Source organism: Pseudomonas sp. B6002, from assembly GCF_013385985.1.
GTDB lineage: Bacteria > Pseudomonadota > Gammaproteobacteria > Pseudomonadales > Pseudomonadaceae > Aquipseudomonas.
In genome coordinates, this window is the sequence record NZ_JACAOY010000006.1 from 159,232 (window position 1) to 172,300 (window position 13,069).

15 protein-coding genes are annotated in these 13,069 nt (G+C 60.5%); all 15 read left to right on the forward strand.

What is annotated here, in order from left to right:
• The first annotated feature begins 11 nt into the window (after positions 1-11).
• The 15 genes from HX792_RS07970 (at position 12) to HX792_RS08040 (ending at position 13,067) form a co-directional block, all read left to right on the forward strand.
• Positions 12-2,060 (forward strand): ClpP-like prohead protease/major capsid protein fusion protein, encoded by a 2,049-nt coding sequence (locus tag HX792_RS07970; protein ID WP_218172616.1) that lies wholly within the window; start codon positions 12-14, stop codon positions 2,058-2,060.
• Positions 2,061-2,128: 68 nt separating this feature from the next.
• The gene (locus HX792_RS07975; protein WP_176995552.1) at positions 2,129-2,443 is read left to right on the forward strand and encodes a DUF2190 family protein; all 315 of its coding nucleotides are present in this window, start codon (positions 2,129-2,131) and stop codon (positions 2,441-2,443) included.
• A 35-nt stretch (positions 2,444-2,478) separates the two neighbouring features.
• Positions 2,479-2,817, forward strand: coding sequence for a hypothetical protein (locus HX792_RS07980; RefSeq protein ID WP_256349819.1), 339 nt, complete (start codon positions 2,479-2,481; stop codon positions 2,815-2,817).
• A complete protein-coding gene (locus HX792_RS07985; RefSeq protein ID WP_176995554.1) occupies positions 2,792-3,295 on the forward strand; it encodes a hypothetical protein in 504 nt (167 codons plus the stop codon). The genes HX792_RS07980 and HX792_RS07985 overlap by 26 nt, the downstream gene beginning before the upstream one ends.
• A complete protein-coding gene (locus HX792_RS07990) occupies positions 3,292-3,885 on the forward strand; it encodes a phage baseplate assembly protein V (RefSeq protein ID WP_176995555.1) in 594 nt (197 codons plus the stop codon). The genes HX792_RS07985 and HX792_RS07990 overlap by 4 nt, the downstream gene beginning before the upstream one ends.
• 55 nt (positions 3,886-3,940) lie before the next feature.
• A complete protein-coding gene (locus HX792_RS07995; protein WP_176995556.1) occupies positions 3,941-4,147 on the forward strand; it encodes a hypothetical protein in 207 nt (68 codons plus the stop codon).
• 5 nt (positions 4,148-4,152) lie between these two features.
• Positions 4,153-4,479 (forward strand): GPW/gp25 family protein, encoded by a 327-nt coding sequence (locus tag HX792_RS08000; protein WP_176995557.1) that lies wholly within the window; start codon positions 4,153-4,155, stop codon positions 4,477-4,479.
• Positions 4,476-5,357, forward strand: a complete 882-nt coding sequence (locus HX792_RS08005; RefSeq protein WP_176995558.1) for a baseplate J/gp47 family protein — start codon at positions 4,476-4,478, stop codon at positions 5,355-5,357. The genes HX792_RS08000 and HX792_RS08005 overlap by 4 nt, the downstream gene beginning before the upstream one ends.
• A gap of 1 nt (position 5,358) precedes the next feature.
• On the forward strand, positions 5,359-5,970 hold the full coding sequence (locus HX792_RS08010) for a phage tail protein I (protein ID WP_176995559.1): 612 nt from the start codon (positions 5,359-5,361) through the stop codon (positions 5,968-5,970).
• Positions 5,963-8,008 (forward strand): phage tail protein, encoded by a 2,046-nt coding sequence (locus HX792_RS30320; protein ID WP_256349820.1) that lies wholly within the window; start codon positions 5,963-5,965, stop codon positions 8,006-8,008. The genes HX792_RS08010 and HX792_RS30320 overlap by 8 nt, the downstream gene beginning before the upstream one ends.
• Positions 8,005-8,367, forward strand: coding sequence for a phage tail assembly chaperone (locus HX792_RS08020; protein WP_176995560.1), 363 nt, complete (start codon positions 8,005-8,007; stop codon positions 8,365-8,367). The genes HX792_RS30320 and HX792_RS08020 overlap by 4 nt, the downstream gene beginning before the upstream one ends.
• A 100-nt stretch (positions 8,368-8,467) precedes the next feature.
• A complete protein-coding gene (locus HX792_RS08025; RefSeq protein ID WP_176995561.1) occupies positions 8,468-9,631 on the forward strand; it encodes a phage tail sheath family protein in 1,164 nt (387 codons plus the stop codon).
• An 18-nt stretch (positions 9,632-9,649) separates the two neighbouring features.
• Positions 9,650-10,153 (forward strand): phage major tail tube protein, encoded by a 504-nt coding sequence (locus HX792_RS08030; protein WP_176996162.1) that lies wholly within the window; start codon positions 9,650-9,652, stop codon positions 10,151-10,153.
• A gap of 12 nt (positions 10,154-10,165) precedes the next feature.
• Positions 10,166-10,471, forward strand: a complete 306-nt coding sequence (locus HX792_RS08035; protein ID WP_176995562.1) for a phage tail assembly protein — start codon at positions 10,166-10,168, stop codon at positions 10,469-10,471.
• Positions 10,472-10,610: 139 nt separating this feature from the next.
• Complete coding sequence (locus HX792_RS08040; RefSeq protein ID WP_176995563.1) at positions 10,611-13,067, forward strand: phage tail tape measure protein; 2,457 nt, start codon at positions 10,611-10,613, stop codon at positions 13,065-13,067.
• Positions 13,068-13,069 lie beyond the last annotated feature (2 nt).

Genomic DNA, 13,069 nt, shown 5'->3' on the forward strand with positions numbered 1-13,069 from the left:
CGCCGCTGACGATGCCTAGGGCATCGGCTCATTCGTCGGTGTCGTCCGTGATCACCGCGGCAAACCAGCCAGTGGAAAGTTGGTACTCAATGCGCGCCATGGCGCGTGGCAGTGTCGAAATTTTGCTGTACGACGAGATTGGCGGATGGGGTATTACCGCCAAGCAGTTCGCACAGGATCTGGCGGCCTGCGGTGACGTTTCACAAATCAATCTGCGTATTCATTCGCCGGGCGGCGATGTGTTTGCCGGCATGGCGATCTACAACACGCTGAAGGCCCACCCGGCCCGTGTAGATGTGTACATCGACGGCCTAGCGGCTTCCATGGCCAGCGTGATCGCGATGGCGGGTGACAAGGTGTACATGCCCACCAACGCCATGATGATGATTCACAAGCCCTGGGGCGCGCAGGGTGGCGATGCGGATGACATGCGCCGTTATGCCGACCTGCTCGACAAGGTTGAAGGAACGTTGGTGCAGGCCTACGTCGGCAAGACCGGCAAAAGCGCGGAAGCAATTCACGCGTTGTTGAAGGATGAAACATGGATGGATGGCAGCGAAGCGGTGGCAGCGGGCTTTGCTGATCAGTTGATTGATCCACTGGTAGCTGCCGCACAACTCAAATCGAAACGCATGCAGGAGTTTGAACACATGCCGCCAGAAGCTTTTAATAGCCTGATGAACCCGCGTAACCAATTGCCTGCACCGTCGCCGGCTCCCGTGCCTGTCCCGGCACCGGCGCCGGCGCCGGCGAATTCGCTGTCGGCCGACCAAATTCGAGCCCAGATCATTGCGGAAGAGGGCGAGCGCCGCACCGGCATTACCAACGCTTTCGGCGGCTTTGCTGCTGCTCATGCCGAGCTGTTGCAGGCTTGTGTGACTGACATGGCTTGCACTGTCGAGAGTGCCCGGGCGCAGTTGCTGGCGAAATTGGGCGAGCAGTCCACCCCGTCGAGCATTCCCGGAATGCATGGCCATGTCTCCAACGGTAATTTGGTTGGAGACTCCGTACGTGCCTGCCTGGAAGCGCGAATCGGTATCGCTGCAATCGAGGCCAGCAACGGCCTCAATCACATGAGCATGCGCGAGCTGGCCCGCGCCTCTCTGACCGAGCGTGGCATTCTAGTGGCGACGCTCAACCCAATGCAGATGGTCGGCCTGGCATTCACTCATAGCTCCAGTGATTTCGGGCAGATTCTGCTGGATATCTCTGGTAAGTCGGTATTGCAGGGCTGGGAGGAGGCGCCGGAGACATTCCAGCTTTGGACCAAAAAAGGCCAACTGAGCGACTTCAAAACCTCTTCGCGGGTCGGCTTGGGTGAGTTCCCAAGTTTGCGCGAAGTGCGCCCGGGCGCCGAATACAAGCACATCACCCTGAGTGATCGCGGCGAGCCGATCACGTTGGCCACCTACGGCGAGCTTTTTTCGATCACCCGTCAGGCGATCATCAATGACGATCTGTCGTTGTTGAGTGACGTACCTTACAAGATGGGCCAGGCCGCCCGCGCGACCATCGGCGATTTGGTCTACGCAGTGCTGACTAGCCCACCGAAAATGCGCGATGGTAAGTCGCTGTTTGATGCCGCGCGTAAAAACAACGCGGCTGGCCCGGCGTCTGAGCTGTCGATTACCAGCTTGATCGCCGGCAAGACTGCGATGGCTTCGCAGAAAACTCAGGTCGACGGTGGCAAGGCGCGCACTTTGAACATTCGCCCGGCTTACGTGCTGACGCCGGTGGCCCTAGAAGACAGGGCCAATCAGTTGATCAACTCGGCGTCAGTCCCAGGGGCTGATGTCAATTCCGGCATCATTAACCCGATCCGAGGCTTTGCCCAAGTGATCGGTGAGCCGCGCCTGGATGATGCATCTTCGTCGGCCTGGTACATGGCGGCCAAGCAGGGCGCCGACACCATCGAGGTCGCCTACCTCAACGGCATCGATACTCCATACGTTGAGCAGCAAAACGGCTTCAGCGTCGATGGTGTGGCCAGCAAGGTACGTATCGACGCAGGTGTTGCACCTGCCGACTTCCGTGGCCTGTACAGCGCCGCCGGCAAGTAATCCCAGCTGTCCCTGACGACCCCGCCTAGTGCGGGGTTTATTGTTTTTGCGTTCTGGAGAATTGAACGATGGCTAAGAATTATCAAAGCGCCGGGAAGACGCTCAACTTTACTTCCCCAACTGCTGGCACGACCTCCGGCGTTCCGCTGGTGATCAATACCCTGGTTGTGGTGCCGTTGGACACCACCAAGAAGGGCGAGTCGTGTGTGGGGGCCTTGGGCGGCTCGTGGTTGCTGCCCGTCACCGGTGCCTTGAAGCTCGGGGCCAAGGTCAGTTTGTTGGCCGGTGGTCTTGTGGCAGACGGCACGGCGGATGCTGTGCCTTTCGGCAAACTGCTTTCCGATGCGTCTGGCGGTTTCGCTGAAGCGCTGTTGATTCCGTGATGCGCGCCGGTCGCTTTCGCGCCCTGGCCGCGCGAATGGACGCGCTGCTGGTGGGCCGCCTGGGTGACCGCGCGATTCGTGACGATGGCACCGAGCTGTTCGGTACTTTTGTTTCCCCGTTTATCAGCGGCGAGCTGTCTGGCGGTAGTCACCGAATCGGCGCCGTAGCGAATGCCGAAGACGTGCAGCAACCGACGTTTACGGCCCGCGTGATCGACACTGTGGGATTCAAGAAGGGCACCCCCCTAATTCTGGATCTGCCGCCGGTGGATGGCGGTGGGGCCTATGTGGTCGTGCAGCTCAAGCCTGATGGCTCGGGTATGGTCGACGTGATATTGAGGCCCGGCAATGAACGTATTCGAGACTCTGCATGACGCCATGACCGCCACCATCAAGGCGGGCATGCCGGCGGCCGTTACGGTCGAGGCGTACCCAGAAATGGATAACAGTTTTAATTTGCCGGCGGTGTTTTTCGGGCTGTCTGAGTTTCACCCTGACTCGGACGTGGGGACGGGTGAGATGGTCCTACGCGGTACGTTCCAGGCGATCATTCTGGTGGATCCAGTATTGCCGCATGCGTCCTTACAGGCTTCCTGGCTGGCTGCAAAGCTGTCCATGTTGCTGCATGCCCAATACTGGGATCTGGATTTTGTCGAATGCACTAAGGACGTATCGGCGCGTCCAGATGATTCCAGTCCTGAGCTGGCCAGCTTCCTTGTGTGGGTGGTCCAGTGGACGCAGGTGATGCGCGTTGGGGAAATGGTGTGGCCATGGCAACCGGAAACCCCCGACATGCGTAGCCTCAATCTGTCGAGCGTCCCGGATGCTGACAGCCCTGGGGGCGCGCCATGAGCTGGGCCCAGGGCGAGCATGACCGCATGATCGCCGCGATGATCATGCCGTGCGTGGTGGTCGGGGTGGATCTGATGGCCCCGGCCGTGCGGGTCAAGTCGGGCGATTGGGTCAGTGCCTGGGTGCGCTGGCACAGCCAGGCCGCGGGCAAGGCCCGCCACTGGCGTGCGCCGAGCCTGGGCGAGCAGGGGATTTTATTCAACCCCAGCGGCCAGGCCGGTATGGGGACGTTTGTTCCGGGGTTGTACGGCGGCGCCGGTGCTGCCCCGGATAATCGCGATCACGTCGAGGTGTGGCGCTTCGATGATGGGGGTTCCCTGGTCTATGACTGGGTGGCCAAGAGCTACACCATCACCGTTCCCTCGGGTACGGTGAGCATCAAGGTCGGGGAAACTGAGGCTGACGTTACGGATAACGCGGTGACGGTCAAGACCGCCAACGTCAAGTTTATTGCTGACGTGGCCATCGAAGGGTCGTTATCCGTAACGCAAGACGTATCGGTCACGGGCGCTTTGCATGCGGTGCAAGACATCACCAGTGCCGGCAAGATCCTCGACGCAGGCGGCAACAGCGCAAACCACAAACACTAGCCGTTCAATTTCACAGGCCCGCCGCGCGCGGGCTTTTTTGTGTCCGGGGGAAACCATGGCCAAGACTTCTGAAACACCAGTCGCCGGCGCCGAGCCAAGCTCAACGTTTCGCGACAAGCTCTACACCTCGCGCATCCTGATCCTGCCCGACAGCGGCCGCCCTCTGGCGGTTCTCAAGGCGCAGGTAACGGTACAGGCCACGGACGCCGAGGCGCTGGAATACCTCAAGGCCCATGAGGAATTCGAACTGCTGCAGGAGTGATCCAGATGATCGGAATGGACCGCCACACCGGCCAGCCCATTTCGGGCCTCGCGCGTCTTCGCCAGAGCATTGAGGACATTCTGAGCACCCCGCTAGGCAGTCGTCGGCAGCGGCCGGAGTACGGCAGCAAACTGCGCCGGTACGTGGACCTGCCGGTTAACGAGGGTTGGAAGGGGGCCGTTCAGGCCGAGGCGAGCAGGGCGTTGGGGCGCTGGGAGCCGAGCTTGAAGTTGGAGCGCTTGCAGGCTGTCTCTGTCCTGGGTGGGTTGATCAAGATTCAAGTCACCGGTAGCTACCTGGGCGACAGCGTATTTCTAGAGGTAAGTGTATGAGTATCGTTGACCTGTCGGAGTTGCCGGCGCCGGACGTGCTTGAGCCCCTGGACTTTGAAGAGGTCTACACGGAGTCGCTCGGCGTGTTCCGTGAGTTCATGGGCGACAACTGGAGCGCGCCGCTTGAAAGCGATCCGGTGGTCAAGTTGCTGGAAGCCGGCGCCTATGCGCGCATTGGTGATCGTGCCCGGGTGAACGATGCGGCCAAGGCGCTGATGTTGGCCCATGCGATCCGGAGTGACCTCGATCAGCTTGGGGCGAACGTCAACACGCCGCGCCTGGTAATCCAGGCCGAGGATCTGCGCGCGGTTCCACCGGTGGAGAAGATCACCGAAAGTGACGACGCTTACCGCGAGCGTATCCAGATGGCCTATGAGGGCCTGACGACGGCCGGGCCGCGCAACAGTTACAAGTTGCATGCGCGCAACGCCTCTGCACTGGTGGCGGATGCGTCCGCTGAAAGCCCCGCGCCGGCATGCGTTACGGTAACGGTGCTGGGGCTGGAAGGCGATGGGGCAGTCGGCCCCGATTTGCTGGCCGTGGTTGCAAAGGCTGTCAACGATGAAAACGTCCGGCCGCTGGGCGACCGGGTGACGGTGCAAAGCGCCCAGGTGCTGCCGTATCGAATTGACGCAGTGCTGTACATGAAGGGCCCGGGCCCTGAAAGCGCTGTAGCGCTGGCCGAAGCTGAAAGGCGCCTGGCGGCCTGGATCAATCCGCGCAAACGCCTGGGCGTTGAGGTGGCGCGCTCTGCTGTAGACGCGCAGGTCCACGTACCAGCGGTTTCGCGGGTCGAGTTGATCGGCTGGCAGGATCTGGCCCCTACAGAGGCGCAGGCGGCATTCTGCACGGGTTACAGCGTCAAGCTGGGGGAGTGACATGAAAAGCCTACTCCCGATCAATAGCACACAGCTGGAGCGTGCCATTGAGGCGGCGAGTACGGATCAAACCGTGATCCCGCTGCGCTCGCTCTATAACCCCGCGACGTGCCCCGTTCATTTGCTGCCCCACCTTGCGTGGGCCTGGTCTGTCGATCGCTGGGACGATCGTTGGACCGTGGCGGCCAAACGCAACGCGGTACGGGCGTCGTTTTATATCCACTCACGCAAAGGAACCATCGGCGCGCTGCGCCGTGTGGTCGAGCCGCTTGGCTACCTGCTGGAGGTGATCGAGTGGTGGCAAACGGTGCCCGAAGGCCCGCCCGCGACATTCGCCTTGCGGGTTGGCGTACTCGACACCGGTATCACCGAAGAAATGTTCGGTGAGCTTGAGCGCCTGATTGACGACGCAAAGCCCGTGAGCCGGCACCTGACCGGCCTCGACATAACGCTAGAAACGCGCTTGGACGCCTATGCCGGCTTCGCTGTTTATGACGGCGATGAGATTGACGTTTACCCCTGGGCCAACCCCGATATCGACGTGGTGATCCAGGGACGCACGGGCGTTGGCGAATACACCCTCGACGAACTGGATGTGTACTCACATGGTTGATAAAAACTCTATTTTTGGCGGCATGATCACCACGCAGGGGGCCGCCAAGAAGACCAACTGCGATGCCCTGGGGATCCCTTGGGAGCCGCGTTACATGTTGATCGGTGATGCGAACGGCACCGACCCGGTGCCCAACCCTTCGCAAACCAAGCTGGTCAATCAGGTCCACCGCGCCCAAATTAATCAGCTGCGGGTGTCTCCCACTGACGCCAATGTGCTGATTGCCGAGGTGGTGTTGCCGCCTGACGTAGGCGGCTGGTGGGTGCGTGAGCTGGCCCTTGAGGACAAGGACGGTGTGTTTTCTGCGGTGGCCAACGCGCCGCCGAGTTACAAACCAGTGCTGGCCCAGGGATCGGGGCGAAATCAGGTGGTGCGGATGCACATCATCACCAGTGGCACCTCGAACATTCAGCTGAAGATTGACCCGTCGGTGGTGCTGGCAACGCGTCAGTACGTCGATGAGGCGGTTGGCGGGCTTCTGCCGGCGAACAAGCCCGCAGGGACTTACACCAAAGTCACGGTCAATGACCGTGGCGTTTTCGTGTCTGGATCTAACCCGACTACGCTGGCGGGGTATGGCATTACCGACACGTACACCAAGGACCAAATCACGGCGATGATCGCCCAGGCCTCGGCGTTGCCGGTGGGCTCGATGATGAGTTTTCCGGTGAACAAGGTAGCGCCGGGCTTTCTGGAGCTGGACGGGAGCGTCAAGAGCGTGGCGGCTTATCCTGACCTGGCAATGTTCCTGGGTGGAGCGTTCAACAAGGGGGATGAGGGCACCGGGAACTTCCGTTTGCCTGAGTCGCGCGGTGAATTCCTGCGGGGCTGGGATCATGGGCGGGGCGTTGATGCTGGCCGGGCCATAGGAAGCTGGCAAGAGGACATGTTTAAGTCTCACACCCACCGGCTGCAATACGGTAATCAGGCTGGCGGCAACTGGGGCTCTCCTGGTTATGCTGCTCTCGGCCAAAACACTAGCAACGGTATCGAAGCCACAGGCGGATCAGAAACTCGCCCGCGTAACTTGGCGGTGATGTGGTGCATCAAGGCCTGGAACGCACCGATCAATCAGGGGAATATTGATGTTGCCGCGCTTGAGGCTGAGGTGCGCGCGCTGAGGAAAATGACGCTCTCGGGTTACAAGGGGCTCTCTGTTTCGGCCGCGGGTACAAACGCGCTGATTGCAATCAGGGCGCGTAGCTTGACCATAGGTGAAGGTGTATCAGCGCGAGTGGTCGAGTTTTTGGATCTGAGCGTCAACCTCGCAACCGTGGGGCTTGGAGGGTTGGACGCTGGAGTCCTTGCAGCGTCGAGCTGGTACAGCACTTGGGTGGCGACAAATGGTGATGTGACAGCGGGAATTGCGGCGCTTATCCCTGTAGTTACAGGCAGCACCACTGCGGGTTCTGCGGTAATTTCAGGCATTGCCAGTACAGCTAAAATGTATCCCGGTGTGCAGTTTTCCGGGGCGAGCTTCCCGCCTGGTGTGTTTATCAAGTCGGTCGACTCACCAACCCAAATCACTGCAAGCGCCCCGGCAACCACCACGGGCGCCGCTGCGCCGCTGCGCTTTGTATATGCGCCGGTATTGCCTGCTGGTTACATTGCTAAGCGTGTGAACGCATTCCCTACCGACGCCACAGCGAACAAGTACCCCCTGTGTTTCGATCAGACTGATGGCAGGGTCACCATGAGCCCAAGGGTAGGGACAAACGTAGCCGGTAACCTTGTCATGGCCCAGGGAGTCCAGGGGACGATTAGCGGCACTGGTGTAAGTGTTTCAATCGACCCCTTTGTTCCTCCAACGGCGTCGGCTATTGAAATTTTCATCAGTACGCAGTCGTCCCCAGGTGGCACGGTGCAGGTAGGGCGAGCCGGAACCCTTCTTGTGGGTATCGTCTTGAGTATCACTAACGAAGCCAACCAATTCGATAGCGCTGTTATCACCCTGGACAGTGTTGGCAGGAGCTTGAACTTCGCTAGCAGCATTAACGCCGGCGTACTTGGTTGCAGGGGCTACGAGGACAGCTTATGAGCTATGCAATTTGTGTTGATCGGCCGGCATTTCGTGCAGTGGGTAGCCCTGATGATGTCGGGCCTGGCGAATACTGGAGCCAATCCCCGCCCGAGATTGTTCCGTCGCTGCCAGGGAGTGAGGCGCTCGCAGTGCGAGAGCGCGCATGGCGTGACGGGGAGCTGGCCAGCCTCATGTGGTTGCGCGAGCGTCATCGGGATCAGTTGGAAATCTCGGTAGAAACATCCCTGACCGGTGAGCAGTTCACGGAGCTTTTGCTCTACATGCAGGCGCTGCGCGACTGGCCGCAGTCGCCTGAATTCCCGGATAGCGAGCATCGCCCGGTCGCGCTGGGCTGGATTGCCGATCAAACCCAATAGACGCCCCGCACTGTCGGGGCCTTTTCTTTTCCGTTACGCGTAACACGAACAACCCACGGCCTCGCTTATGCGGGGCTTTTTCGTTTCTGGAGATTGCCCTATGAGTTTCTTTCACGGTGTGACCGTCACCAACGTGGACACCGGCGCGCGCATTATCTCGCTGCCGTCGTCCTCGATTATCGGTCTGTGCGACACCTTCACCCCGGGGCCGAAGGCAACGGCCAAGCCTAACCAGGTGCTGCTGATCACACGCGAAAGCGAAGCGGTGGCGGCCTGGGGCGAAGACGCGGCGATCACCAAATCCATCAAGGCGATCTACATGCGCGCCAAGGCGGTGATCGTGGCGTGCGGCGTCGAGAAGCTGGCCACGCCGGCTTTGCAGACCTCGGCCATCATCGGCGGCGAACTGGCCGACGGCCAGCGTACCGGCCTACAGGCGCTGCTCGATGGTAAGAGCCGCTTCAATGCCCAGCCCCGTTTGCTGATTGCCCCAGGGCATAGCGCAACGCAGGCGGTCGCCACCTCGATGGATGCACTCGCCGGCAAGCTGCGCGGCCTGGCCATCGTCGACGGCCCAAACACTACCGACGAGGCGGTCATTGCCTACGCCAAGAGCTTTGGCAGCAAGCGTGTGTTTCTGGTTGATCCGGGCGTGCAGACCTGGGACACGGCTCTGAGCGAGACCGTCGACGCGCCGGCCTCGGCCTGGGTGGCTGGCCTGTTCGCCTGGACCGATAACGAATACGGCTTCTGGGCCTCGCCGTCGAACAAGGAGTTTGTCGGCATCACCGGCACCACGCGGCCTATCGAGTTTTTGGACGGCGATGCGACGTGCCGGGCCAACGTACTCAACAACGCGAACATCACCACGATCATTCGCGACGATGGCTACCGCCTGTGGGGCAACCGGACCTGTTCCAGCGATCCCAAGTGGGCGTTTGTTACGCGTGTGCGCACTCAAGATATCGTCATGGACGCGATCCTATACGGGCACAAGTGGGCGGTCGACCGCTCGATCACCAAGACCTACGTCAGCGACGTCACCGAGGGCCTGGAGAACTTCATGCGCGACCTGAAGAAACAGGGCGCGGTGATCAACTTCGAAGTGTTCCCCGACGATGAGCTGAACACGGCCAGTCAGTTGGAGCAGGGCAAGGTCACTTGGCGCATTCGTTTCACCGACGTGCCACCGGCTGAAAACCCTACGTTCCTCGTTGAAGTCACCAATCAGTGGCTCACCGAAGTTATTGATTCCAAGGCCTAAGGAGGCTTCGCGATGTCCATGATTCCCCAAACGTTGTTCATGATGAACATGTTTATCGACGGCATGAGCTTTGCCGGCGACGTGCCGACCTTGAGCTTGCCCAAGATGAAAATCAAAACCGGCGAGTACCAGGGCGGCGGTATGGATGCCCCCATTGATATGGATCAGGGCATGGAAAAGCTGGAGGCGTCTTTCAGCACCAAGGGCGTCCGTGCGGCAGCGATGAAGTTCTTTGGCCTGGCCGATCAGACCGCGTTCAACGGTGTGTTCCGGGGCTCGTTCAAGGGTCAGAAGGGCGCTACCACGGCGGTGGTCGCCACCATTCGCGGCATGCTCTCTGAGCTGGACCCGGGCGAGTGGAAGCCGGGCGGCGACGCTGAATTCAAGTACTCCGTCAGCGTCAGCTACTACAAGCTGGAAGTCGGTGGCGTGCGCATGTTTGAAATCGATCCTGTTAACGCGGTTCGCGTCATCAATGGCGTTGACCAACTCGCTGGCGTTCGCCGCGACCTCGGCCTGTAAGGAAAGCAACCCATGGCTCAAAACATCGAAAAAACCCCTGAATGGCTGACCGTTAGCGCGGACTCGGCAATTATCAAACTGTCCAAAATCGTCAAGGTCAATCAGGTCGACACTGATCAGTTGACCATGCGTTCCCCGACTATTCGCGAGGTTCGCAACGCGACCAAGGCCGCGCCTGGTGACGAGGAGCAAATCGAACTGGTCCTGTTCGCCAGCCTGACGGATGCAGGCCCAAATGATCTGGTGGAACTGAGCGTGCGTGACTACAAACGCCTTCAGGTTGGTTATTTTCGCCTGGTGCGCGAGGACCGGGTTTAACGAGGAAATACAGAGAAAGTTGGCTCAGCGGCTGGCCCGGGAAATGTCTTTCTCGGCCAGCGAAATCGAGAGCATGTCTTTCTCAACGATGATCTGGTGGCTCAAGGAGTGAGCCGCCTGGACCTTTTCGGAGTGACCCATGGCGAACAATCTAGCGCTGGGCGTAGTCATCGGTGGCGCGATCAGTTCAACCGTCGGTGCTGCCTTCAAGGACGTCGAAGGGCGAATCAAAAAACTCAGTGATCAGGGGTCGAAAGCCCGGGTACTGCAAAGCACCATTGGCGACACCATCCGCTTACGGGATGAGTGGAAAAAAGCCCATGACAGCGGATCCGCTTCAGCAGATGGCCTGCTAAAAAAATTGGAGTCCAACCTCAAGACCCTGAAAGAGCAGGGCGTCGAGGTCGGCAAATTGCGTAATGAGTACCAAAAGCTTGGCCAGGTGGCCCGTGGGGCTGAGCTGAAGGCGCTTGGCCACACCCAAATCAAGCAGGGCAAAGACGGGCTAAAGGGCTCGTTTGGGCATGCAACAAAGCTGACAGCGGCAGTCGCCATTCCCACCAAGATATCCGGCGACTACCAGGCGCAAGTGCGTCAGATGTCGCTATGGGCGCACACGGCCGGCACTGAAGACGAAGGCAAGATGGCGCAGATGGTTTCGACCATCGCGGACGACAAGGGCATGAGTCGCCAGTTGCTCGCCAAGGCGGTCGGTGGCCTGATCGAAAAGGGTGTTGAGTGGAAGGAGGCCAGCGAATACGCCGGTCAAATTGCCGACTTGATCGACGGCCAGGGCATGGAAGCCGAAACCATCGCAACCTTGATCAACTCGTTCAAGGAGGCCGGGGTCAAGAAAGAGGACATGGCCGGCATGCTGGGCCAGGTGGCGGCGGCGGGCGATATCGGCGCCTTTGGCCCCAAGGACATGGCGCGGTATCTGCCGTCCATGCTCGGCAACATCAAGCGCCTGGGTATGGAAGGCCCGGAGGCGGTGCGCTTTCTGGGGGCCAGTTTGCAGTCGCAGTACTCCCAAACGCAGGACTCTGCGGCCGCCGCAACAAACATGAACAACCTGTTGAACGCGGTGATCAGCAACACCAGCCAGGAGCGCTTTGCCAAGGAAGGCTATGACCTGGCCGGCTCTATTCTGGCTGCGACGAAAAGCGGCAAGGCGGCCAACCCGGTCGATGCCTTCATCATGCTCAGCCAGGAAATGATCAAGCGTCAGGATCCTGCGAAGGCCAAGAAGATCGATGCCCTCAAGGCCAAGATCAAGGCGGCGGCGGATGGCAGCGCCGAGGAACAGCAGGCCATGGTGGCCCTGACTGAGGCGGCTGGCCTGGCCAACATCGTCAGCGATCAGAGCGCCAGTGCGGGTTTGCTCGCGCAAATCAAATACGGCGACAAGATCAAGGCCGATATGGTCACGATCAAGGACACCGACGGCAAGACCAAGATCGAGGCCGACGCGGCCAAGGCCCGGGAGACCTCCAATCGCAAATGGTCGGCAGCCACTGCAGGCATGGAAGCGTCGATGATCAGCCTGGGTGATGGCCTGCGGCCGTTGACCGACAAGGTGGCGGATGGCTTGGGCAAGGTCGGTTATGCATTGGCTGACCTGGCCAACAAGTATCAGCCCGTAACGGCGGTGATTGCCGGTGTCGCGGCCGGCGCTGTCACGCTGGGCGCGGCCTTGAGTGCGCTGAAGATTGGCCGAGGGCTGTTGAACATCGGCCGTGGATCGCTGATGGGCAACCCGAACATCCCTCAGAAGGTAATCGTGACCAACCTTCCTGCAGGCGGTTTGGGTGGGCTGGATGGCGGTGTGGACGGCGGCGGTAAGGGCGGCAAAGAGGGTAAAGGCGGGAAGGGTGGCAAGGTCGGCATGGCGGTGAAGGGGATCGCCGCGTTGGCGGTCGTTGAGGCTGGTTTCAAGATCAAGGACACCTACGATAACGCCACGACGCGGGATGAAAAGGCCGAAGGCTACGGCGAAGCGGCAGGCGGTTTGGCGGGTACGCTCGCCGGCGCTGCGGCCGGTGCGGCGATTGGCTCGGCGGTGCCGATCATCGGCACGGTCGTTGGCGGGTTGCTGGGCGCTTACCTGGGCAGCATGGGCGGCGATGCCCTGGGCGGATACCTGGGCAAGTCATTCTTCGGTGGTGATGAGGGGCTGAAGAAAATGCCGGACGCCGGGCCGCTGATGATGGCCAATGCCGGCAAGGACATCCCGCCTGTTATGGGCGGGATCGCGGCGTCCTTTGGGGCCAATGGCGCTGGCACTGGCCCGCTGTTGATGCCAGGGGCGGTAAAAACGCCGGGCCCGGTAGGTGGCGACGTGGTGCGCTCACTGGCCTCACAACCGACATCGAGCGCGCCCGGGGCGGTTTCGCTGATGGCCGTGCCGACTAAGCCGCCGGCGCCGAAGATCGAGCAGAAGGTTGATATCAGCGCGCCTATTCAGGTGACGGTGCAGGGCGATGTGAAGGATCCGGCACAGCTTGCCCGTGAGCTTCAGCCATACATCGCACAGCAGCAGCGCGAAATCACTCAGCAGCTGGAGAGCCGCAAGCTCTACGACGACTCGCACCTTTGACC